This is a genomic window from Burkholderia sp. BDU5, assembly GCF_001522845.1.
GTDB classification, from domain to species: Bacteria; Pseudomonadota; Gammaproteobacteria; order Burkholderiales; family Burkholderiaceae; genus Burkholderia; species Burkholderia mayonis.
The window spans coordinates 1-23,514 of record NZ_LOWC01000015.1 but is presented as its reverse complement, the minus strand read 5'-3'; the positions used below and the strand labels follow the sequence as shown (position 1 = coordinate 23,514).

20 protein-coding genes and 1 pseudogene are annotated in these 23,514 nt (G+C 65.8%); 2 read left to right on the top strand and 19 right to left on the bottom strand.

Annotated elements, in window-relative coordinates; all coding sequences use genetic code 11:
- Window positions 1-24: 24 nt before the first annotated feature.
- On the bottom strand, window positions 25-678 hold the full coding sequence (locus WS69_RS03360; protein ID WP_006025728.1) for a methionine ABC transporter permease: 654 nt from the start codon (window positions 676-678) through the stop codon (window positions 25-27).
- A complete protein-coding gene (locus tag WS69_RS03355) occupies window positions 668-1,702 on the bottom strand; it encodes a methionine ABC transporter ATP-binding protein (protein WP_059469401.1) in 1,035 nt (344 codons plus the stop codon). The genes WS69_RS03360 and WS69_RS03355 overlap by 11 nt, the downstream gene beginning before the upstream one ends.
- 233 nt (window positions 1,703-1,935) lie before the next feature.
- Between WS69_RS03355 and WS69_RS03350 the strand changes: the two genes are divergently transcribed.
- Window positions 1,936-2,850, top strand: a complete 915-nt coding sequence (locus WS69_RS03350; protein ID WP_059469400.1) for an alpha/beta hydrolase — start codon at window positions 1,936-1,938, stop codon at window positions 2,848-2,850.
- A 237-nt stretch (window positions 2,851-3,087) separates the two neighbouring features.
- Here WS69_RS03350 and WS69_RS03345 read toward each other — a convergent pair whose 3' ends face one another.
- Entirely contained in the window at window positions 3,088-4,011 is a 924-nt protein-coding gene (locus WS69_RS03345; protein WP_059469399.1) for a histone deacetylase family protein, read from the bottom strand.
- 178 nt (window positions 4,012-4,189) lie between these two features.
- Here WS69_RS03345 and mltB point away from each other — a divergent pair, with 178 nt between their 5' ends.
- Window positions 4,190-5,416, top strand: a complete 1,227-nt coding sequence (gene mltB, locus WS69_RS03340; protein WP_059469398.1) for a lytic murein transglycosylase B — start codon at window positions 4,190-4,192, stop codon at window positions 5,414-5,416.
- A gap of 82 nt (window positions 5,417-5,498) precedes the next feature.
- Here mltB and cysM read toward each other — a convergent pair whose 3' ends face one another.
- The 16 genes and pseudogenes from cysM to gyrA all read right to left on the bottom strand — a co-directional run bounded on the left by cysM (window position 5,499) and on the right by gyrA (window position 23,318).
- Window positions 5,499-6,401 (bottom strand): cysteine synthase CysM, encoded by a 903-nt coding sequence (gene cysM / locus WS69_RS03335; protein WP_059469397.1) that lies wholly within the window; start codon window positions 6,399-6,401, stop codon window positions 5,499-5,501.
- Window positions 6,402-6,644: 243 nt separating this feature from the next.
- Window positions 6,645-6,962, bottom strand: coding sequence for a ComEA family DNA-binding protein (locus WS69_RS03330; protein WP_059469396.1), 318 nt, complete (start codon window positions 6,960-6,962; stop codon window positions 6,645-6,647).
- Between the two features lie 70 nt (window positions 6,963-7,032).
- Window positions 7,033-8,025, bottom strand: coding sequence for an ADP-glyceromanno-heptose 6-epimerase (gene rfaD, locus WS69_RS03325; RefSeq protein ID WP_059469395.1), 993 nt, complete (start codon window positions 8,023-8,025; stop codon window positions 7,033-7,035).
- A 58-nt stretch (window positions 8,026-8,083) separates the two neighbouring features.
- Window positions 8,084-9,070 carry a D-glycero-beta-D-manno-heptose-7-phosphate kinase gene (gene rfaE1 / locus WS69_RS03320; protein ID WP_156437912.1) on the bottom strand — a complete coding sequence of 329 codons (987 nt, stop codon included), beginning with the start codon at window positions 9,068-9,070 and terminating at the stop codon, window positions 8,084-8,086.
- Window positions 9,039-10,439, bottom strand: a complete 1,401-nt coding sequence (locus tag WS69_RS03315) for a UDP-glucose dehydrogenase family protein (RefSeq protein WP_059469393.1) — start codon at window positions 10,437-10,439, stop codon at window positions 9,039-9,041. Before WS69_RS03315 ends, rfaE1 begins: the two co-directional genes overlap by 32 nt.
- 91 nt (window positions 10,440-10,530) lie before the next feature.
- A complete protein-coding gene (gene lapB, locus WS69_RS03310) occupies window positions 10,531-11,700 on the bottom strand; it encodes a lipopolysaccharide assembly protein LapB (protein WP_059469392.1) in 1,170 nt (389 codons plus the stop codon).
- A 52-nt stretch (window positions 11,701-11,752) separates the two neighbouring features.
- Window positions 11,753-12,046 (bottom strand): LapA family protein, encoded by a 294-nt coding sequence (locus WS69_RS03305; protein ID WP_059469391.1) that lies wholly within the window; start codon window positions 12,044-12,046, stop codon window positions 11,753-11,755.
- A gap of 226 nt (window positions 12,047-12,272) precedes the next feature.
- Window positions 12,273-12,596, bottom strand: coding sequence for an integration host factor subunit beta (locus tag WS69_RS03300; RefSeq protein WP_059469390.1), 324 nt, complete (start codon window positions 12,594-12,596; stop codon window positions 12,273-12,275).
- A 22-nt stretch (window positions 12,597-12,618) separates the two neighbouring features.
- Window positions 12,619-14,331 carry a 30S ribosomal protein S1 gene (gene rpsA, locus WS69_RS03295; protein ID WP_059469389.1) on the bottom strand — a complete coding sequence of 571 codons (1,713 nt, stop codon included), beginning with the start codon at window positions 14,329-14,331 and terminating at the stop codon, window positions 12,619-12,621.
- 143 nt (window positions 14,332-14,474) lie between these two features.
- On the bottom strand, window positions 14,475-15,161 hold the full coding sequence (cmK, locus tag WS69_RS03290; protein ID WP_059469388.1) for a cytidylate kinase CmK: 687 nt from the start codon (window positions 15,159-15,161) through the stop codon (window positions 14,475-14,477).
- Window positions 15,162-15,177: 16 nt separating this feature from the next.
- Window positions 15,178-16,482: a 3-phosphoshikimate 1-carboxyvinyltransferase gene (gene aroA / locus WS69_RS35440; RefSeq protein ID WP_059469506.1), complete on the bottom strand. Its 1,305-nt coding sequence runs from the start codon at window positions 16,480-16,482 to the stop codon at window positions 15,178-15,180.
- 105 nt (window positions 16,483-16,587) lie between these two features.
- Window positions 16,588-17,508 (bottom strand): annotated as a pseudogene (locus WS69_RS35435) (prephenate dehydrogenase/arogenate dehydrogenase family protein); the annotation flags it as partial.
- A 144-nt stretch (window positions 17,509-17,652) separates the two neighbouring features.
- Window positions 17,653-18,735: a prephenate dehydratase gene (pheA, locus tag WS69_RS03280; protein WP_059469387.1), complete on the bottom strand. Its 1,083-nt coding sequence runs from the start codon at window positions 18,733-18,735 to the stop codon at window positions 17,653-17,655.
- Between the two features lie 32 nt (window positions 18,736-18,767).
- Complete coding sequence (gene serC, locus WS69_RS03275; RefSeq protein ID WP_059469386.1) at window positions 18,768-19,850, bottom strand: 3-phosphoserine/phosphohydroxythreonine transaminase; 1,083 nt, start codon at window positions 19,848-19,850, stop codon at window positions 18,768-18,770.
- Window positions 19,851-20,020: 170 nt separating this feature from the next.
- Window positions 20,021-20,617 (bottom strand): DUF2059 domain-containing protein, encoded by a 597-nt coding sequence (locus WS69_RS03270; RefSeq protein WP_059469505.1) that lies wholly within the window; start codon window positions 20,615-20,617, stop codon window positions 20,021-20,023.
- 100 nt (window positions 20,618-20,717) lie between these two features.
- Entirely contained in the window at window positions 20,718-23,318 is a 2,601-nt protein-coding gene (gyrA, locus tag WS69_RS03265; RefSeq protein WP_059469385.1) for a DNA gyrase subunit A, read from the bottom strand.
- Window positions 23,319-23,514 lie beyond the last annotated feature (196 nt).

Below are 23,514 nucleotides of genomic sequence, written 5' to 3'. Positions count from 1 at the left end.
CGGCGCTCGCTCGCAATCGTTGTTTTACTTGTGACTCAGGCGCCGCACGAGCCAATCGCCGAACGACTGCACGATCTGCACGAACACGATCAGGATCGCAACGACCGTCCACATCACTTCCGGCAGATAGCGCTGATAGCCGTAGCGGATGCCGAGGTCGCCCAGCCCGCCGCCGCCGATCGCGCCCGCCATCGCCGAATAGCCGACGAGCGACACGAACGTGATCGTGAGTCCCGCGACGATGCCCGGCAGCGATTCGGGCAGCAGCACCTTGAACACGATCTGGCCCGTCGTCGCGCCCATCGCCTGCGCGGCTTCGATGAGGCCGCGATCGACTTCGCGCAGCGCCGTCTCGACGAGCCGCGCGATGAACGGCGCCGCCGCGATCGTGAGCGGCACGACGGCCGCCGCGGTGCCGATCGACGAGCCGACGGCAAGGCGTGTAAACGGAATCACCGCGACGAGCAGGATGATGAACGGCGTCGAGCGGACCGCGTTGACGATGCCGCCCAGCACGCGGTTCACGGCGAGGTTCTGCAGCACGCCCTGGCGATCGGTCAGATAGAGCAGCACGCCGAGCGGCAGGCCGACGAGCGCGCCGACCGCCCCGGAAATGCCGACCATGATCAGCGTCTCCCAGAACGACTGCACGAACATATCGAACATTTCACTCAACATACGAAAGCTCCTCGACGACGACGCCCTGCTCGCGCAGATACGCGAACGCCTGCCCCACCTTGCCCGGCTCGCCCGTCGCGAGCACCGCGAGCGAACCGAACGCGCGGCCCTGGATCTCGTCGATCTGGCCGTGCAGGATGTTGAAGTCCAGCTCGTAGCGCCGGATCGTCTCCGACAGGATCGGCTGATCGACGCCCGAGCCCGTGAACGCGAGGCGCAGCAGATGGCCCGAGCCCGTCTTCAGGCGCTCGGCGACGCGCGCCTTCATCGCGGGCGGCAGCTCCTGCGCGATCACGTCGCCAATCAGCGCGCGCGTGACCTCGTGATGCGGCCGCATGAACACGTCGATCACGTTGCCCTCTTCGACGACGCGCCCCGCGTCGAGCACCGCGACGCGATCGCACACGTCCTTGATCACTTCCATCTGGTGCGTGATGAGGACGATCGTGAGGCCGAGCTCTCGGTTGATGCGCCGAAGCAGGTCGAGGATCGCGCGCGTCGTCTCGGGATCGAGCGCGGACGTCGCTTCGTCGGACAGCAGCACCTTCGGCTTGCTCGCGAGCGCGCGCGCGATGCCGACGCGCTGCTTCTGCCCGCCGCTGATCTGCGCCGGATAGCGGTCCTTCTGCGCGGTGAGGCCGACGAGGTCGAGCAGCGGCAGCACGGTCGTCTCGATCTCCGCACGCTTCACGCCCGCGAGCTCGAGCGGCAGCGCGACGTTGTCGAACACGGTGCGGGACGACAATAGGTTGAAGTGCTGGAAGATCATCCCGATGTCGCGCCGGGCGTTGCGCAGCTCGCTCGCGGACAGTTGCGTCAGGTCGCGGCCGCCGACGATCACGCGGCCTTCCGACGGCCGCGTGAGCAGGTTGATCGTGCGCACGAGGGTGCTCTTGCCCGCGCCGCTGCGGCCGATGATGCCGAAGACCTCGCCCTGCGGAATCGTCAGATTGACGTTGTGCAACGCTTCGATCCAGCCGCGAGGCCCCTCGAAACGCTGCGAAAGGTTGCGAATTTCGATCATGTAAACAAAACGGCGGAACGGCGCAGCCGGGTATGCCGGGCTTCGCTGTCGACCGCCGCCGCATCTAGGGAATGGCCCGCGAGTTTACCGCATCCGCCACATTTCCCTTAATAATCGATTTCCACCTTTTCATAACCAAACGCGATTAGAGGAATGCGCCCGCACGGGCCGTCACGGACGGCGTCTATGATCGAGCGCATCCTTCATGACAACATGCTCCGGAGACTTCCGCCATGGACGCTGCCGCTTCGATTTCGCCTCGCTTCGCCGCCCCTGCCAATGCCGGCGTGGCCCCGCAGCGCGAACGCCTACGCACCGGCGACGGGCTCGAACTCTCGTCATACCGGTGGCCCGCCGCGGCGTCGTTCGCCGTGCCGCGCGCGACCGTCGCGCTCGTGCACGGGCTCGCCGAGCACGCGGGACGCTACCAGGCGCTCGCAGAGCGCCTGACTGCGGCGGGCATCGAAGTCGTCGCGGCCGATCTGCGCGGACACGGACATTCGCCCGGCGCACGCGCATGGGTCGAGCGCTTCGATCAGTATCTGCAGGACGCGGATGCGCTCGTCTCGAGCGCGGCGCGCGACGACACCCCACTCTTCCTGATGGGGCACAGCATGGGCGGCGCGGTCGCCGCGCTCTACATGATCGAACGCGGGGCCGCGCGCCGCTCCGGACTCGCGGGCCTCATCCTGTCGAGCCCCGCGCTCGCGCCCGGGCGCGACGTGCCGAAGTGGATGCTCGCGATGAGCCGCTTCATCAGCCGCGCGTGGCCCCGCTTTCCGGCGATCAAGATCGACGCCGCGCTGTTGTCGCGCGATCCGGCCGTGGTCGCCGCAAATCGCGCCGACCCGCTCGTCCACCACGGCTCGGTACCGGCGCGCACCGGCGCCGAAATTCTCGATGCAATGCAGCGGATCGAGCGCGGCCGCGCTGCGCTGCGCGTGCCCGTTCTCGTCTATCACGGCACCGCCGACAAGCTGACCGAACCCGACGGCAGCCGCGATTTCGGCGCGCACGTCGGCTCGCCCGACCGCACGCTCACGCTATACGAAGGCTGCTATCACGAGACGATGAACGATCTGGAACGTGAGCGCGTGATCGGCGCGTTGATCGAATGGATCCTGGCGCATGTGCCCGAGCGAAACTGAAATTCCCGGATCGGATGCGAAAGCGCGGCGGCCGAGCCCGCGTATCCGCAGATGGTAGGGATATCGAACGATCGCGTCCGCTACGCGGCTTCGCGGCCAGATGCCGGCGAGCGGCTGCGCGGATCAGCATCTTCGTCGTACGAACCCGGTGGAGCACGCGCGCGCGTCAGCTCGTCACCACACATGCCCCAACGCCCCGAAGCACCGCCGCGCGCCTGCGCGACACTCGCCGCGCGCTCACACCCCGGCAAGCACGCGCAAATGCGCGACCACGCTGCGCCCGAGCGCGGACAGGTTGTAGCCGCCTTCGAGGCAGCTCACGATCCGGCCTTGCGCATGCCGCCGCGCAACTTCGCAGATCTGCGTCGTGAGCCACTCGTAGTCGGCCTCGACGAGACCCATCCCGCCGATGTCGTCCTCGCGATGCGCATCGAAGCCTGCCGACACGAACACCATCTGAGGCTTGAACTCGTCGAGCCGCGGCAGCCACATCAGATCGACCGCCTCGCGCACCGCCATTCCGTTCGCGCGCGCAGGCATCGGCAGATTGACCATGTTCGGCGCCTGATGATCGGCGCCCGAGAACGGATACAGCGGATGCTGGAAGAAGCTGCACATCAGCACGCGCTCGTCGTTCGCGAATGCAGCCTCGGTGCCGTTGCCGTGATGAACGTCGAAATCGATGATCGCGACGCGCTCCAGTCCGTGAATCTCGAGCGCATGGCGCGCGGCGATCGCGACATTGTTGAAGAAGCAGAAGCCCATCGCGCGCGCGGGCTCCGCATGATGGCCGGGCGGACGCACGCTGCAGAACGCGTTGTCGTAGCGGCCCTCGAGCACCGCGTCGGTCGCCTCGACGGCCGCGCCCGCCGCGCGCAGCGCGGCGCGCCACGTATGGCGGTTCATCGACGTGTCGGGATCGATCTCGACGTAGCCTTCCTTCGGAATCCGGCTGCGGATGTAGTCGATATGCGCCTGCGTATGCACGCGGGCAAGCGCCGTCTCGCTCGCGAACGGCGCCGCCTCGTGGACGATCAGGTCGTCGAGGCGGCTCGCGATCAGTTGATCCTGGATCGCCGACAGCCGTGCCGGCGACTCGGGATGCCACTCCCCCATCTCGTGCAGCAGGCAGTCGGGGTGGGTGTAAAAGGCCGTTGGCATATGCTCGTTCCGCGACGCGGCCAGTGCGCGCCGCAGGTCTCCGTCAAGGATGTCCGCGATATCGTCTGGTGCGAACTTCGCCGCTAACTTACCACATCGCGCCCAGCGCCGGGCCGGCGCGGAGGACGTGTCGGTTATACTGCCCCGAAATCATCCGCCTCGTCCGCCTCGCCTCGACATGACTTTCAACCAGCCTGCCGCACCCGCCCCGCTCGCGCTCCGTCTTCGCTTCCCGTTCGCCGCGCTGTCGCTTGCCGCGACGCTCTTCGCGTCCACCGCCGTCGCACAAACGCAGCCCGCCGCAGCCGTCGTCGCGCAAGCGCAGCCGCAATCGAGCGTGCCGCAAGGACAGACGTTCGAAGAAGAAATCGTCCCGCAGCGCTACGCAAACAATCCGAAGATCGACGCGTTCATCTCCGACATGGTCGCGCGCCACGACTTCGACGCGAACGCGCTGCATGCGCTCTTCGCACGCGTCAGCTACTCGGCGACCGCCGCGAAGCTTGTGATGCCCGCGCCGTCGCCCACGGTCAAGAACTGGCGAGTCTATCAATCGCGCTTTCTCGACGCAGTGCGCGTGAACGCGGGCGTGAAGTTCTGGCGCGCGAACCAGGGGACGCTGCAACGCGCGTCGGCGGAATTTGGCGTGCCGCCCGAAGTGATCGTCGGCATCATCGGCGTCGAGACGATCTACGGTCGCTACATGGGCAACTTCCGTACGCTCGACGCGCTGACGACGCTCGCGTTCGACTATCCGAGCACGCCGAATCGCGACACGCGCCAGGCGACGTTCCGCAAGAACCTCGAAGACTTCCTCGTGTGGACCCGCGACAGCCAGCTCGATCCGACGAGCGTGCTCGGCTCGTATACGGGCGCGGTCGGCATTCCACAGTTCCTGCCGAGCAGCATCCGCGAATACGCGATCGATTACGATGGCAACGGCCACATCGACCTGCGCGCGAGCCAGGCCGACGCGATCGGCAGCGTCGCGAACTATCTGAAGCAGCACGGCTGGGAAACCGGCCGGCCGGTGATATGGAGCATCGCGCCCGACACGGGCAGCCAAGGCGTCGCGCAAGCGGCGGCCGATGGCCGGCCCGAGCCGCATTGGGTGTTGTCGCAATTGCTGCGCGCGGGCCTCGTGCTCGACGAGCCGTCCGTCAACATCGCGTCGGAGGCGAGCACGCCCGTCACGGTGATCGACCTGCCGACGCCCGGCCGCGCGACCGAGTACAAGCTCGGGCTGCAGAATTTCTACGTGCTGACCCGCTACAACCGCAGCTTCTTCTATGCGCTCGCCGTGTATCAGTTGGGCGAGCGCGTGAAGGAACAAATGGAAGCGAGCGGCGCGCTGACGTCGCCGCCGGACAATACCGCGCCCGCCACACAGCCATCGTCGGAATGAAACGGCGCGCGGTCGCCCGAATGAAAAAAAGCGCCGAAAGCGGCGCTTTTTCTTTTGCGGTCCGGCTGGACGACGACGCGCGTTACGCAGGGAATACGCCCGTCGACAGATAACGATCGCCACGGTCGCAAACGATGAACACGATCGTCGCGTTCTCGATCTGCCGCGCGATGCGCAGCGCGACTTCGCACGCGCCGCCCGACGAGATTCCGCAGAAGATGCCCTCGACGGCCGCGAGCTTGCGCGCCATCGCCTCGGACGCGGCCTGACTCACGTTCTCGACGCGGTCGACGCGACTGCGATCGAAAATCTTCGGCAGATACGCTTCCGGCCACTTGCGGATGCCCGGAATGCGCGAGCCTTCTTCCGGCTGCGCGCCAACGATCTCGATGTTCGGATTCCTTTCCTTCAGATACTGCGACGTGCCCATGATCGTGCCCGTCGTGCCCATCGCGGATACGAAGTGCGTGATGCGGCCGTCGGTCTCGCGCCAGATTTCCGGGCCGGTGCCTTCGTAATGCGCAAGCGGATTATCGGCATTCGCGAACTGGTCGAGGATCACGCCCTTGCCCTCGCGCTGCATCTGCTCGGCAAGATCGCGCGCGAATTCCATCCCGCCCTTCACCGGCGTCAGCACGATTTCGGCGCCGTATGCGGCCATGCTCTGGCGGCGCTCGACGGACAGATCCTCCGGCATGATCAACACCATCTTGTAGCCGCGGATCGCCGCCGCCATCGCGAGCGCGATCCCCGTATTGCCGCTCGTCGCCTCGATCAGCGTGTCGCCCGGCTTGATCGTGCCGCGCTCTTCCGCCTTGCGGATCATCGACAGCGCGGGACGGTCCTTTACCGAACCCGCTGGATTGTTGCCTTCCAGCTTCGCGAGAATCACGTTGTTGCGGGCGCGAATCTCGTCGTCCGGCAGGCGGACGAGTTGCACGAGCGGAGTATTGCCGATCGTGTCTTCGATAGTTTTGTAAGCCATGAACGTCACGTTTATCCGATGCCGATGAATGAATCGATTGTAAACCAGCGGAGAAACGTGCGCGCACGATGGCCGTCAAGGCGGCTGCGCCCATGGACGTGCGGCCTTCGCGCGGGCGCTCGGGCAATGCAAAAAGCCCGCGGCGTGCGCCGCGGGAATTCGCCGCCGAAGCGGCGCCTGAAGGAGGCATCACCCAACCGCCGGCCGCTGGACCGCCGGCGCCGGCATCGTCAGCAGACCGGATTATTTCTTGCCGGCAGCGGCCGCTTTCTGCGGGGCCGTGGAGGCGGCAGGCGCACGCGCCGCGCCGATCGCGAGGCCTTCGGCCTGCAAGCGCTCGACCGTCTTGCCGCCCATGCCCTTCACGCGCCGCGCGAGGTCGGCCGCATCCTTGTACGGGCCGTGCGCGGTCCGCTCGTCGACGATCGCCCTGGCCTTCGCCGGACCGATACCCTTGATGCCGCGCAGCGCATCGTCGTTCGCGACGTTGACGTCGACGGCAGCCCATCCGTGTGCGGTCGCGGCGCACAGCGCGACCGCCGCGAGAAGTTTCTTCAGCATCTGGATCTCCGTAAAAAACGGCCGGCGGCTGCCGACCGTGAGATCCAGTCTAAGGACGCGGGCGCGTTGCTTACAGTTGGCCGAACAGCCAACGCACGTAGCGATCGACGCCCTCTTGCACCGTCAGGAACGGCGCATCGTAGCCGGCCGCGCGCAACTTCGTCTGGTCGGCCTGCGTGAAGCACTGGTACTTGCCGCGCAGCGCGTCCGGGAACGGCACGTATTCGACGAGGCCCTGCTCGACCTGCTCGGCGAGCGTGAGCGACGGCTTGCCTTCGAGCGCGCGCAGCGTGTTGACGACCGTCGTCGCAATGTCGTTGAACGGCTGCGCGCGGCCGGTGCCAAGATTGAAGATGCCCGACTTCTCCGGATGATCGAAGAAATACAGGTTCACCTTCGCGACGTCCTCGGCCGACACGAAATCGCGCGTCTGCTCGCCCGGACCATAGCCGTTGTATTCGCCGAACAGTTTGACCTTGCCTTCGGCGCGGAACTGGTTGAAGTTGTGGAACGCGACCGACGCCATCCGGCCCTTGTGCGACTCGCGCGGACCGTACACGTTGAAGTAGCGGAAGCCCGCGATCTGGCTCTTCGCGCCCGGCATCACGCGGCGGATCACCTGGTCGAACAGGAACTTCGAATAGCCGTAGACGTTGAGCGGCGCTTCGACCTCGCGCTCTTCGACGAAGCGGCTCGACCCGCCGTAGATTGCGGCCGACGACGCGTACAGGAACTGCGCGCCCTGCGCGAGACACGCGTCGAGCACCGCACGGCTGTAGCGGAAATTGTTGTCCATCATGTAGCGACCGTCGGTTTCCATCGTGTCCGAACAGGCGCCTTCGTGAAACACCGCGCGCACCTTGCCGAAATCGCCGCGCGTGAAGCGCTCGACGAACTCGGTCTTGTCGAGGTAGTCGTCGATCTCGCAATCGACGAGGTTCTTGAATTTGTCCGCGCGCGTCAGGTTGTCGACCGCGATGATGCGCGTCTCGCCACGCTCGTTCAGCGCCTTGACGATGTTCGCGCCGATGAAGCCGGCCGCGCCGGTAACGATGAGAGTCATGATCGTCCTACCGATAAGAGTGTGCGCACGGCGCGCGGCAGCGCGCGCCGTGCGCCGTTCAATGAAACAGTTCGTCGTACTCGACAGTCGCGGTGCCGAGCTTGCCGACCACGATACCCGCCGCGCGATTCGCGAGCACGACCGCTTCGACGAGCGGCAGCCCCGCGCCGAGCATCGTCGCAACGGTTGCGATCACCGTGTCGCCCGCGCCCGACACGTCGTACACTTCGCGCGCGAGCGCGCTGACGTGCAGCTCGCCATCGTTCGAAAAGAGCGTCATCCCCTCTTCCGAACGCGTGAGCAAGAGCGCGTCGAGCGCGAGTTCGCCGCGCAGCTTCGTCACACGCGCGCGCAGATCGTCCTCGGACGTCCACTGCCCGACGACCTCGCGCAGCTCCGTGCGGTTCGGCGTGATCAGCGACGCGCCGCGATAGCGCGCCCAGTCGGCGCCCTTCGGATCGACGAGCACGGGCTTGCCCGCCGCACGCGCCTTCGCGATCATCGTCGTCACGTGCGTGAGCCCGCCCTTCGCGTAATCCGACATCAGCACGACGTCGTACGACGGCAGCAGCGCGTCGAAGCGCGCGAGCCCCGCGAGCAGCACTTCGTGCGTCGGCGCGGCCTCGAAATCGACGCGCAGCAATTGCTGCTGCTGCGCAAGCACGCGCAGCTTGATCGTCGTCGGCAGCGACGGATCGCGCTCGAGATACGGCGTCACGCCACTCGCGCCGAGCAGTTCGACGATCCGCTCGCCCGGCTCGTCGCCACCGACGACGCACAGAAGGCCCGCCTGGCCGCCGAGCGTCACCGCGTTGCGCGCGACGTTCGCCGCGCCGCCCAGCCGCTCCTCCTGCCGCTGCACGTGCACGACGGGCACGGGCGCTTCGGGCGAGATCCGGTTGACGTTGCCGAACCAGTAGCGATCGAGCATCACGTCGCCGACGACGAGCACGCGCGATTTCGCGATCTGCTCGCGCGCCACGACGCGCGCCGTGGCGGGCAACGCCGCATGCTTATGCGCGCTCGGAAGAGATGGGCTCGACATAGGGGCGTCCAATCGCGTGGTAATCGATGCCGAGCTCGGCCATCGCATCGGGTTCGTACAGGTTGCGGCCGTCGAAGATCACGGGCGCCTTCAGCACCGACTTCAGATGCGTGAAATCCGGGCTCTTGAATTCCTTCCATTCGGTGACGATCACGAGCGCGTCCGCGCCCGCGAGCGCATCGTCGGCCGAGTCGACGAACGCGAGCTGCGCGAGCGCGTCGGGCGCATCGCGCAGATCGAGCGCGAACACGCGCCGCGCTTCGTCGACCGCGACGGGATCGTATGCGCGCACCGTCGCGCCGCGCGCGAGCAGCGACGCGATCAGACGCCGGCTCGGCGCTTCGCGCATGTCGTCGGTGTTCGGCTTGAACGCAAGCCCCCAGACGGCGAACGTGCGGCCCGTCAGGTCGGCGCCGTAGCGCTTCTCGATCTTGTCGAGCAGCACGTTCTTCTGTGCGTGATTCACGTCCTCGACCGCCTCGAGAATCTTGAGCGGCTGGCCGTTCTCGCTCGCAGTGCGGATGAGCGCCTGCACGTCCTTCGGAAAGCACGAGCCGCCGTAGCCGACGCCTGCATACAGAAAGTGATAGCCGATCCGCGGATCGGAGCCGATCCCGCGCCGCACCGCTTCGATGTCGGCGCCGACGCGATCCGCGAGATTCGACATCTCGTTCATGAACGAGATGCGCGTCGCAAGCATTGCGTTCGCCGCGTACTTCGAGAATTCGGCCGAGCGCACGTCCATGTAGATCGTTCGCTCGTGGTTGCGGTTGAACGGCGCGTAGAGCTTCTTCATCTTCTCGCGGGCGATTGCGCCCGCTGCGTCGTCGTCGACGCCGATGATGATCCGGTCAGGACGCATGAAATCGTCGACGGCCGCGCCTTCCTTCAGGAATTCGGGATTCGACACGACCGAAAAGCGATGCTCGGCGCTGCCGGCGAGCCCGCGCGCGGAGAGCGCCTCTTCGACCACGCCGCGCACGCGCTGCGCGGTGCCGACGGGCACCGTCGACTTGTCGACGATCACTTTGTAGCCCGTCATGTAGCGGCCGATGTTGCGCGCGGCCTCGAGCACGTACTGCAGATCGGCGGAACCGTCCTCGTCGGGCGGCGTGCCGACCGCGATGAACTGGATCTCGCCGTGCGCGACGCTCGCCTCGACATCGGTCGAGAACGTGATGCGCCCCGCCGCGCGGGTGCGCGCGATGATTTCCTGCAGCCCGGGCTCGTGAATCGGCATGCCGCCGTCGTTCAGGATGTCGATCTTGCGAGGATCGACGTCGAGACAGAACACGTCGTGGCCGATCTCGGCGAGACACGCGCCGGTGACGAGGCCCACATAGCCCGTGCCGATGATGGTGATCTTCATAAGTATTCCGATGATTCGCTCGAGCGGACGACGTCCGCCCGGTTCAGGCCCGCGGCGGCGATCTCACGCCATCCCGCGCGGCCTGCCCCCATTACGCAACGGCGGGTTCGACGCGCCGCGGCGCGTAGGTTTCCCATCCGCTGCATCCAGGGCACTGCCAGTAGAAAAGGCGCGCCCGGAAACCGCAATTCTGGCATGTATATCGTGGCAAATTCTTGGTGCGCTGCTTGACGAGCAAGCGCATCATTTCGAGCTCCGCGCGGCGCGGCTCGCCGGCCGTCGCGATCTGCGCGTCGAGCAAATGCAGCATGCCGGACAGGTTCGGCGCCTTCTCCATCTGCGTGCGCGCGAGCGCGTGCGCGACGTCGTTGCCGCGCATCTGCGCGACGTACTGATAGACGACGTCGAGCAGATCGTTCGACGGATAGCGTTCCGCATAGCCCGTCAGCAGCTCGGCGCCGTCGGCCGCCTGATCGAGCGCAGTGTAGGACTTCATCAGCTTGTCGGCGACGAGCGGCAGATACGCGGGATTCTGCATCTCGATACGGCGCCAGTGTTCGATCGCCGCGCGATGGTCGCCCGCCGCGGCGGCCGCGTCGCCCGACAGGATCGTTGCGCGCGCGTTCTGCGGATTCACCGTGAGCGCCTCGCGCAAATGCTCGGTCGCGAGCGCGGCATTCTTGCGCAGCAGCGCGTCCTGCGCGAGTTCGCAATGGAACTGCGAGATCTCGGTCGCGAGACGCGGCGCGCCCATCGACTCGATCCGCGCCGCGGTGTCGATCGACTTGTTCCAGTCCTTCTCGATCTCGTAGATCGTGAGGAGCGCGCGCTGCGCGTCGAGCGCGTAGTCGCCTTCGGAGAGCTTGTGGAACGCCTCTTCCGCGCGGTCGAGCAGGCCCGCCTTCAGGAAGTCCTGCCCGAGCTCGAAGAGCGCGTGGTCGCGCTCGTTCACGGGCAGATCGTTGCGGCTCAGCAGGTTCTGATGAACGCGGATCGCGCGGTCCGTCTCGCCGCGCCGACGAAACAGGTTGCCGAGCGCGAAGTGCAGCTCGACCGTTTCGGGATCGAGCTTCGCGACTTCGATGAACGCGTCGATGGCTTTGTCCGGCTGTTCGTTCAGCAGGAAGTTCAGGCCGCGGAAATAGGAGCGCGGCAGATTCGCGCTCTCGGACAGCAGTTTGTTGAGGTCGTAGCGCGACGCCATCCAGCCGAGCGCGAACGCGACGGGAATGGCGAGCAGCCACCAGAAATCGAGATCCATGCGACGTGTCGAAAAAAACCTTGGCCGCGCACGGTGCGCGGCGTCGGCATCGTTAAATGACGGGCGGCATCGGCGGCTGGTCGATGACGGCCGGGTTCTCGCGCGCCGCGCGCAAGTCGCGCTTCAGGCGGCCGTTCTCCATTCGCATCCGGAAGATCGCGGGCAGCGCCGACAACAGACCGGCGATCAGGCCGACGCCGAAGAACGCGAGACCGATCAGGATCAACGGAGCCTGCCAGTTGTAACCGGCGAGGAAATTCAGCGTGGCGCTTTGCGTATTGGCCAACGCAAGCACGAGCAGCAGCACGAACACCAGCACACGGATCAACCAGACGATGAACTTCATGACTCCCTCTCTTTGACTGAGATTGTTCGGCAGCGCGCGCGACTCCCCTTCGCAGCGCGTCAGGCGCCCCGTATTGTAAAGGATGCCTTTAGCGCTTCGCGAATCGGTTCTGCCGGCGCTTGACGCGCTTCGCGAAACCCGCGCTGCGTGCGCCCAAAGAAAAAGCGCCCGCAAGGGGCGCTTTCTTTCGGCCAAACTGGTTCGGCATCGGCTTGCGGCTGAACCGTCACTGGCTATCTTCCGGTTCGTCGTTCTTCAACGGCTCGCCGGCGCGGCCGTCGACGCGCTCACGCAATTCCTTGCCGGGCTTGAAGTGCGGTACGTACTTCTCGGGCACCTGCACTTTCTCCCCCGACTTCGGATTGCGCCCGACACGCGCCGGGCGGCGGTTCAAACCGAAGCTGCCGAAGCCGCGAATTTCGATGCGATGCCCTTTCGACAGTGCGTCGGACATCGCATCGAGCATCGTTTTCACCGCGAAATCCGCATCCTTCAACACGAGTTGCGGAAATCGCGATGCCAACTGGGCGACCAACTCGGATTTGGTCATACTTCAGCAGACCTCGCGAGGCTTACTGGTTCTGGCCGTCGAGCTTCGCCTTCAGCAGCGCGCCGAGGTTGGTCGTACCAGTCGCAGCGGCGCTCGAATCGGCTTGCAGGCCGCGCATCGCTTCCTGCTGCTCGGCCGAATCCTTCGCCTTGATCGACAGGTTGATGCCGCGCGACTTGCGATCGATGTTGATCACCATCGCGTTGACCTTGTCGCCTTCCTTCAGCACGTTGCGTGCGTCTTCGACGCGATCCTGCGAGATTTCCGACGCGCGCAGATAGCCTTCGACGTCCGGCGTCAGCGTGATGACCGCGCCCTTCGCATCGACCGACTTCACGACGCCGTCGACGATCGAGCCCTTGTCGTTCATTGCAACGTAGTTGCTGAACGGATCGCCTTCGAGCTGCTTAATGCCGAGCGAGATGCGTTCCTTCTCGACGTCGATGCCGAGCACGATTGCCTCGACTTCGTCGCCCTTCTTGTACTTGCGAACCGCTTCTTCGCCAGCTTCGCTCCACGACAGGTCCGACAGGTGGACGAGGCCGTCGATGCCGCCCGGCAGACCGATGAACACGCCGAAGTCGGTGATCGACTTGATCGCGCCCGTGATCTTGTCGCCCTTCTTGAAGTTGCGGCTGAAGTCGTCCCACGGATTCGGCTTGCACTGCTTCATGCCGAGGCTGATACGACGACGGTCTTCGTCGATCTCGAGGACCATGACTTCGACTTCGTCGCCGAGCTGAACGACCTTCGACGGAGCGACGTTCTTGTTCGTCCAGTCCATTTCCGACACGTGGACGAGGCCTTCGATGCCCGATTCCACTTCGACGAACGCGCCGTAGTCGGTGATGTTCGTGACCTTGCCGAACAGGCGCGTGCCCGACGGGTAACGGCGCGAGATGCCTTCCCACGGATCGTCGCCCAGTTGCTTGATGCCGAGCGACACGCGGTTCTTCTCTTGGTCGAACTTGAGGATCTTCGCGGTGACTTCCTGGCCGACCGACAGGACTTCGCTCGGGTGACGCACGCGGCGCCATGCGATGTCGGTGATGTGCAGCAGGCCGTCGATGCCGCCCAGATCCACGAACGCGCCGTAGTCGGTGATGTTCTTGACCACGCCGTTGACGATCGCGCCTTCCTTCAGCGTCTCGAGCAGCTTCGCGCGCTCTTCGCCTTGGGTCGCTTCGATCACCGCGCGGCGCGACAGCACGACGTTGTTACGCTTGCGATCGAGCTTGATGACGCGGAACTCGAGCGTCTTGCCTTCGTACGGCGTCGTGTCCTTGACGGGACGCGTGTCGACGAGCGAACCCGGCAGGAACGCGCGGATGCCGTTGACCATCACGGTCATGCCGCCCTTCACCTTGCCGGTGATCGTGCCGGTGACGAGTTCGTTGTTGTCGAGCGCCTTTTCCAGCGACAGCCACGATGCAAGGCGCTTCGCCTTGTCGCGCGACAGGATCGTGTCGCCGTAGCCGTTTTCGAGTGCGTCGATCGCGACGGACACGAAATCGCCCGACTGCACCTCAACCTCGCCCTGATCGTTCAGGAATTCCTCGATCGGAATGTAAGCCTCGGACTTGAGGCCTGCATTGACGACCACGAAGTTGTGGTCGACACGCACGACTTCGGCGGAGATCACTTCGCCGGCGCGCATGTCTTGGCGGGTCAGCGACTCTTCGAACAGAGCCGCGAAGGATTCGGTATTCGGGGTGGAGGTTTGCAGGTCGGACATAAAAATCGGATTGTGCGTGGTTTCGCTCTACCGCCCGCACCGGCCGTCATGGCTGGCGACGCGCCCGCGAATCCACACGGGGTTAGGGTTTAACACACGCTTCGCGCAACGCGCGAAGCACCTACTACGCTTTTGCCTCTATTTCAAGCGGGCTGGCCGAGCTCCCGGAACCACGCGAGGACCTGTTCGACCGATTGCTCGATCGTGAGGGCCGACGTGTCGAGGGGCCTGGCGTCTGCTGCGGGCTTGAGCGGCGCGGCTGCGCGATTGCTGTCGCGTGCGTCGCGTTCGCGCAAATCCTGAAGCAAGTTATCAATATTAGCAGAAAAACCTTTTTGCATCAATTGCTTATGCCGGCGCGCGGCGCGCGCCTCGACGCTCGCCGTCAGGAACACCTTCAGCACCGCGTCCGGGAAGATCACGGTCCCCATGTCGCGGCCGTCCGCGACGAGCCCCGGCGTCTTGCGGAACGCGCGCTGCCGCGCGACGAGCGCCGCGCGCACGCTCGCATGGACGGCGATCGCCGACGCCCGGTTGCCGACCGCTTCCGCACGGATCTCGTCGGACACGTCGACGCCGTCGAGCTGCGCGCAGCCCTCGCGGAACGTGATGTGGAGGCCGTCGACGAGCTTGGCGAGCGCGTCGGCGTCGTCGGGCTCGACTTGGTAGCGGATGCTCGCGAGCGCGGCGAGCCGGTACAGCGCGCCGCTGTCGAGCAGGTGAAAACCGAGGTGCGCGGCGACGAGCGCCGCGACCGTGCCCTTGCCGGATGCGGTCGGGCCGTCGATCGTGATAACTGGGGTCGGGTGAAAAGGTCGAGTCGATTTCATCGGGTCAATACGGGCGTCAAGCCTTCGCGAGCGCCAGGAAACGGTCGAAATAGTCGGGAAACGTCTTGCCGACGCACTTCGGATCGTTGATGCGCACGGGCACGCCGCCCAGGCTCACGAGCGAGAAGCACATCGCCATCCGGTGGTCGTCATAGGTGTCGATCGACGCGTTCGGCACGAGGTGCGCAGGCGGCGTCACGACAAGATAATCGGCACCCTCTTCGACCGTCGCGCCGACCTTGCGCAGCTCGGTCGCCATCGCGGCGATCCGGTCGGTCTCCTTCACACGCCAGCTGCCGATGTTACGCAGCGTGCTCGAGCCATCGGCAAACAGCGCGGCGACCGCGATCGTCATCGCCGCGTCCGGAATCAGGTTGAAGTCCATGTCGATCGGTGCGAGCTTGCCGTGGTCGTGGCCGATGCCGCGCACCTCGATCCAGTCGTCGCCCATCGTCACGTTCGCGCCCATCCGCATCAGCGCGTTCGCGAAGCCGACGTCGCCCTGGATGCTCGCGTGGCCGACACCCTCGACGCGCAGCGGCCCGCCGCCCAGCGCGCCCGCCGCGAGGAAGTACGACGCCGACGAGGCGTCGCCCTCGACCATGATCGTGCCGGGCGACCGGTACCGTACGCCCGCCGGCACCGTGAAGCGCTGCCAGCCGTCGCGCTCGACCGTCACGCCGAAGCGCGCCATCAGCTTGATCGTGATCTCGATGTAAGGCTTCGAGATCAGTTCGCCGTCGACCTCGACGACGCTCGCGCCGTCCTTCGCCTTCACGAGCGGCAGCGTCATCAGAAGCGCGGTCAGGAACTGGCTCGACACGTCGCCGCGCACGCGGATCGGCGCCTCGACCGAAATCGCCGCGGGCCGGATCCGGAGCGGCGGGAAGCCTTCGTTGCCTTCGTAGTCGATCTGCGCGCCGATCTGGCGCAGCCCGTCGACGAGATCGCCGATCGGACGCTCGTGCATCCGCGGCACGCCGTGGATCCGGTAGTCGCCGCCGTTGACCGCGAGCGCCGCCGTCAGCGGCCGCACTGCGGTGCCCGCGTTGCCGAGGAAGAGATCCGCCGATATCGCGGTGAACGCGCCGCGCGTGCCGCCGACGACGCAGGTATCGCCGTCGCGCGACAGCTTCACGCCGAGCTTGGCCAACGCGTCGAGCATCACGCGCGTGTCGTCGGAATCGAGCAGGTTCGTGACGGTCGTCTCGCCTTCCGCAAGCGCCGCAAGCAGCAGCACGCGGTTCGAGATGCTCTTCGAGCCGGGCAGACGCACCGTGCCTTGCGCATGGGAGAACGGGCCGAGATCGAGATGTTCCATGTGAGATCCTGTTCCAGGGAGAGCTGAATGGACGACGAGCGCGGCCTTCGCGCCGCGCTCGCGCCACGCCGAGCGCGCGGCGCGCGAGCGCGCGAACACGGCTTCGAGCGCGGCGCCGTCGCCCGCGTCGACCGCCGCGCGCAGCCGCGCGAGCACGCGGGTGTACGCGTCGAGCTCGTCGAGGAGCGCCGTGCGGTTCGCGAGGCAGACGTCGCGCCACATTTCCGGGCTCGACGCGGCGATGCGCGTGAAGTCGCGGAACCCGCCCGCCGCATACGAGAATTTCAGCTCGGCGTCGGATTCGCCGAGAATCTGCTCGACGAGCGCGAACGACAGCACGTGCGGCAGATGGCTCACCGCCGCGAACACGCGGTCGTGCTGCTCGGCGCTCATCGCTCGCACGTCGGCGCGCGCCGCGCGCCACATCGATTCGATGCGCGCGACCGCATCGGGTGCGTTCTCCGGCAATGCGCACAGCACGACGTTGCGGCCGACGTACAGATCGTCGAGCGCCGCGTCGACGCCGCTCGATTCGCGTCCGGCGATCGGGTGGCCCGGCACGAACTGGCCGATCCGCGCGCCGAGCGCCGCGCGCGCGGCCGCGACGACGTCCGACTTCGTGCTGCCCGCGTCGGTGACGATCGTCGATGCGTCGAGAAACGGCGCGATCCGCGCAAGAAGCGGTCCCGTCTGCGCGACGGGCGCGGCGAGCAGCACGATGTCGGCGCCCGCGAGCGCGTCACGCAACTGCGCGTCGTCGTCGAGCGCTGCCGCGCGGTCGATCACGCGCAGCGCGAGCGCACGCTCGATCGACGCGGTCGAACGGCCGACGCCGACCACCTCGCGCGCGCCGCCCGACGCACCCGCGCGCAATGCGAGCGCAAGCGAGCCGCCGATCAGCCCGACGCCGAAAATCACCAGTTTGTTGAAAGAAAAGCCTGACACGACGAAAGCCAAGTAACACGCGCCCGAGCCGGGCGCGCGAGGGTCAATATCGAACGGCCGCCTGCCCGAGGCGCCGCGCATCCGCTTGCGCGATGGGCCGTGCGTCGTCTACCTGCGGCAAGCCGCTCCAGCCGCGAGCCCTGCCGCCACGCGCCGCCATCCGCTGCCGCGCGCCATTACGGGCGACGCGGCCACGCATGCCGGCGCGGCGCAACGCGACGCGCGTCACCGCGCGCGCGGATACGAACCGAGAATCTTCAGGAATGCCGCCTTCTTGCCGAGCTCCGCGAGCGCAGCCTTGACTGCGTCGTCGTCGCGATGTCCTTCGACGTCGATGTAGAAGTAATACTCCCACGTGCCGACCCGGGCGGGACGTGACTCGAAGCGCGTCATCGATACGCCGTGCCGCGCGAGCGGCTCGAGCAGCTTGAACACAGCGCCCGGCTCGTTCTTCACCGACACGATGAGCGACGTCTGGTCATGCCCGCTCGGTCCTGCCGGCTCCTTGCCGATCACGGCGAAGCGCGTGCGGTTGTGCGGATCGTCCTGAATCAGCGCATATGCGATCTGCAGCCCGTAATGCGTCGCCGCACGGTCGCCCGCGATCGCGGCGACCGCCGCGTCGTCGGCCGCCAGCCGCGCGGCTTCCGCGTTGCTCGAGACCGCCTGCCGCTCGAGATGCGGCGCGTTCGCCGCGAGCCACTGCTGGCACTGCGCGAGCGCCTGCGCATGCGCACATACGCGCTTCACGCCGTCGAGCTTGCCCGTCTGCGTGAGCAGGTTGTGATGAATCGGCAGCGACAGCTCGCCGCCGATCAGAAGCTGCGTATGCAGCAGCAGATCGAGCGTGCGCGACACCGCGCCTTCCGACGAGTTTTCGACCGGCACGACCCCGAACGCCGCGGCGCCCGCCTCGACCGAGCGGAACACCTCGTCGATCGACGGGCACGGCAGCCCTTCGATCGACTGGCCGAAGTAGTCGAACATCGCCTGTTCGCTGTAGGTGCCGACAGGCCCCAGGAACGCAACGTGAATCGTCTGCTCGAGCGAGCGGCTCGCCGCCATGATCTCGCGCCAGATCGCGCTGATGTGCTCGCTCGCGAGCGGCCCGGCGCTCATGTCCTGCAAGCGCGCGATCACCTGCTGCTCGCGCTCCGGCCGGAACACGGGCGCGTTGAAGTGCTTCTTGACCTCGCCGACCTCGAGCGCGACTGCCGCGCGCTGGTTCAGAAGCGAGATCAACTGCGCGTCGATCGCGTCGATGCGTTCGCGCAGAGGCTTCAGGCGGGTATTGAGTTCGTCGTCCATGAATTAACAAGCGTGCTGAAGAGCGGTGCGCATCACGCGCATTGCCGCTCGAAATCCCTCATGTACTCGACGAGCGCCTGCACGCCCGCGAGCGGCACCGCGTTGTAGATCGACGCCCGCATGCCGCCGACGGACTTGTGGCCCTTCAGTTGCAGCAACCCGCGCTCTTTTGCGCCGGCAAGGAAGTCTTCGTTGCGCGATTCGTCCGCGAGAAAGAACGGCACGTTCATCCGCGAACGCGCCGATTTCTCGACCTTGTTCAAATAGAAGCTGCTCGAGTCGATCGCGTCGTACAGCAGCTTCGATTTTTCGATGTTGCGCTGCTCGATCACGGCCAGGCCGCCTTGTGCCTTCAGCCACTTGAACACGAGGCCCGCGACGTAGATCGCGTAGGTGGGCGGCGTGTTGTAGAGCGAGTTGTTGAGCGCGACCGTCCTCCATTCGAACGCCGACGGGCAGATCGACAGCGCGCGGTCGAGCAGGTCCTCTCGGACGATCACGAGCGTCACGCCAGCCATCCCGATGTTCTTCTGCGCGCCGCCGAAGATCGCACCATACTTCGCGATTTCGAGCGGACGCGACAGGATGTGCGACGACACGTCGGCGACGAGCGGCACGTTGCCGAGATCGGGGATGTCGAACGTTTCGACGCCGTCGATCGTCTCGTTCGTGCACAGGTGCACGTATGCCGGATCGTCGGACATCCGCCATTCGGAGAATGCCGGCACGCGCGTGTAACCCCGCTCGGTCTTGCCCGTCGCAGCGAGATGCGGCGTGCAGTATTTCTTCGCCTCGTTGAACGACTTCTGCGACCAGGAGCCCGTGACGACGAAATCGGCCGTCGTGCGCGAGCCGAGCAGGTTCATCGGCACGATCGCGTTCTCGGCGATCCCCCCGCCCTGCAGGAATAGAATCCGGTAGTTCACGGGCACGTCGAGCAGCTCGCGCAGGTCAGCAAGCGCCGCCTCGTGGATCGACATGAACTCCTTGCCGCGATGGCTCATTTCCATCACGCTCATGCCGCTGCCGTTCCAGTCGAGCATTTCGGCGGCCGCCTGGCGCAGCACTTCCTCGGGCATCGCCGCGGGACCGGCGGAGAAATTAAAGACGCGCATCGTGAAAACCTCGGAAGGGACGCAGCCGCTTCGAACCGGCCGAAAGCCGTGCGAAAAAAGGAAATGGCCGCTTGCGCTCTCGCGCAAACGACCATTATCGCACTGTCCCGACGAACCCGCCAAACCCGAGCGGCGAACGCCCCGGCCGGCGGGCCCCGGCGGGACGCGGCTTACTTGCCCGGCTTGACGCCCGCGACTTCCTTGTCGGCCTGGTCGCGCGTCGCCTTGATTGCCTGCGGCATGTACTTCTGCATCAGGCCGTTCACGACGTCGCGGCCGACCTGATCTTGCACCTGGATGAACTTGCGGCCCGTCGGGCTCTTGTAGAACGTCGTCAGATCCTTGATCTCCGACGTGCTGTAGTACTTCGCGTACGCGTCGTACTGAGCCTGCATCGCGTCGCTCGAGAACTGCTGCGTGCCGAACACCTTGCCCGCGCCGTCAACGAGCTTCGGCACCGCGTTCTTCTGGAGCGTCGGCACGGCAGCTTGCTTTTGCTTGTCGTTCAGCGTCTTGTTCTCCGACAGCGCGTCCGACAGGATCGCCGGCACGAGCTGCTTCGATTGCATTTCGGCGCTGTTCGCGATTGCCGACACGAGCTTCGGCGCGTCGATCGCGTCGAGCAGATCCTTGATGGCTGCCTTCTTGTCGGCGTCGATCGGAGCAGCGGCCGCCGGAGCCGAAGTCTGGTTCGACAGCGACTGAGCCATCGCGAACGCCGGAACCATCGCTGCCAGCAGGACCAGTTGCTTGAATCGTTTTTGCATCATCACTCCCTCATGGAAATATGCACAGTTTATACGCCGCACCCGTCACGCCGCATTTTTGCGTGCGAGCCGGGCGGCGGCTCGACGGTCACAACCTGGCTCAGGCGTCGCCGCCCTCCGACGCATCGTCGTCGGGCTCAGCGTCCGCCTCGGCGATCTGCTGCAGACCCGAAAGCTTGGTGCCTTCATCGAGACTGATGAGTGTAACACCTTGCGTCGCCCGCCCCATCTCGCGGATCTCCGACACGCGCGTGCGGATCAGAACGCCCGCCGTCGTGATCAGCATGATCTGATCCTCGGCGTCGACGAGCGTCGCGGCGACCACGCGGCCGTTGCGCTCGGACGTCTGGATCGCGATCATCCCCTTCGTGCCGCGGCCGTGGCGCGTGTACTCGGTGATCGGCGTGCGCTTGCCGAAACCGTTCTCGGTCGCGGTCAGCACCGATTGCTCCTCGCTGCCCGCGACGAGCATCGCGATCACCTGCTGCCCTTCGTCGAGCTGCATCCCGCGCACGCCGCGCGCCTCGCGGCCCATCGGACGCACGTCGTTCTCGTCGAAGCGGACCGCCTTGCCGGCATCGGAGAACAGCATCACGTCGTGCGCGCCATCGGTGATCGCCGCGCCGATCAGGTAGTCGCCCTCGTCGAGGCCGACCGCAATGATGCCCTTCTTCATCGGCCGGCTGAACGCTTCGAGCGGCGTCTTCTTGACGGTGCCCAAGGCCGTCGTCATGAACACGTACTTGTCGGCCGAGAATTCCCGGACGGGCAGCACGACGTTGATCTTCTCGCCGTCCTGCAGCGGGAACATGTTGACGATCGGACGGCCGCGCGAGTTGCGCGAGCCCTGCGGCACCTCGTAGACCTTGACCCAGTACACGCGGCCGCGGTTCGAGAAGCACAGGATGTAGTCGTGCGTGTTCGCGATGAAGAGCGTCTCGATCCAGTCGTCTTCCTTCATCTGCGTCGCCTGCTTGCCGCGGCCGCCGCGCTTCTGCGCGCGATACTCGGACAGCGGCTGCGACTTCACGTAGCCCGCATGCGACATCGTGACCACCATGTCCTGCGGCGTGATCAGGTCTTCCGTGTTCAGCTCGGTCGCATTCAGCTCGATCTTCGAGCGGCGCGCGTCGCCGAACTCGGCCTTCACGGCGTTCAGTTCCTCGCCGATCATCACGGTGATCCGCTCCGGCCGTGCGAGGATGTCGAGCAGATCGGCGATCTGCGCCATCACGTCGCGGTATTCGCCGATGATCTTGTCCTGCTCGAGACCCGTCAGGCGCTGCAGACGCATCTGGAGAATTTCCTGCGCCTGCGTGTCGGACAGCCGGTACAGACCGTCGCCCTGCATGCCGAACGCCGGACTCAGACCTTCCGGGCGGTATGCTTCGCGCCCGCCCGCCGCCGCGTTCTCGGTCTCGGCGCGCGTCAGCATCTCGCGCACGAGCGACGAATCCCACGACTTCGCCATCAGCTCCTGCTTCGCGATCGGCGGCGTCGGCGCGGCCTTGATGATCGCGATGAAGTCGTCGATGTTCGCGAGCGCGACGGCCAAGCCTTCGAGCACGTGGCCGCGTTCGCGCGCCTTGCGCAGCTCGTAGACCGTGCGCCGCGTCAGCACTTCGCGCCGATGCGACAGGAAGCACTGCAGGATCTCCTTCAGATTGAGGAGCTTCGGCTGGTTGTCGACGAGCGCGACCATGTTCATGCCGAACGTGTCCTGCAGCTGGGTCGCCTTGTACAGGTTGTTCAGCACGACCTCGGGCACCTCGCCGCGCTTGAGCTCGATCACGACGCGCATGCCGCTCTTGTCGGACTCGTCGCGGATGTCGGAGATGCCCTCGAGCTTCTTCTCGTTGACGAGCTCCGCGATCCGCTCGAGCAGCGAGCGCTTGTTGACCTGGTACGGCAGCTCGTCGACGATGATCGCCATCCGCTGGCCGCGGTCGATCTCTTCGAAGTGCGTCGTCGCGCGCATCACGACACGGCCGCGGCCGGTGCGATAGCCGTCGCGCACGCCCGCGACGCCATAGATGATGCCGGCCGTCGGGAAATCGGGCGCGGGAATGATCTCGATCAGTTCGTCGACGCTCGCCTGCGAATTGCTCAGCAGGTACAGGCACGCGTCGACGACCTCGTTCAGGTTGTGCGGCGGAATGTTGGTCGCCATGCCGACCGCGATCCCCGACGAACCGTTGATGAGGAGGTTCGGAATCCGCGACGGCAGGATGAGCGGCTGCATTTCGCTGCCGTCGTAGTTCGGGCCGAAGTCGACGGTTTCCTTGTCGATGTCCGCGAGCAGCTCGTGGCCGATCTTGGCCATCCGGATTTCGGTGTAGCGCATCGCGGCGGCATTGTCGCCGTCGACAGAGCCGAAGTTGCCCTGACCGTCGACGAGCATGTAGCGCAGCGAGAAGTCCTGGGCCATCCGGACGATCGTGTCGTAGACCGCCGTGTCGCCGTGCGGGTGGTACTTACCGATCACGTCGCCGACGATACGCGCGGACTTCTTGTACGGCCGGTTCCAGTCGTTGTTCAGTTCGTGCATCGCGAACAGCACGCGCCGGTGCACGGGCTTCAAGCCATCGCGGACATCCGGAAGGGCACGTCCGACGATCACGCTCATGGCGTAATCGAGATACGACTTGCGCATTTCCTCCTCGAGGGAGGTGGGCAGGGTCTCTTTGGCGAATTGATCCATGTATCCGTATCTTTTCGGAGCGAAGACGGGGCCGCCTTTCGCGTGGGCGCCGCTCGCGCGACGCAACGTGCGATTCTAACATGCGGCCCAACCCGCCCCAACGCGGACCCCTCTATATAAGAGACGGTTTCATAAAGACTGGTCGGCCCGCCGAAGGGTATTCCAGCAGATCAGGCAGCAACCGAGTTTGAGGAAC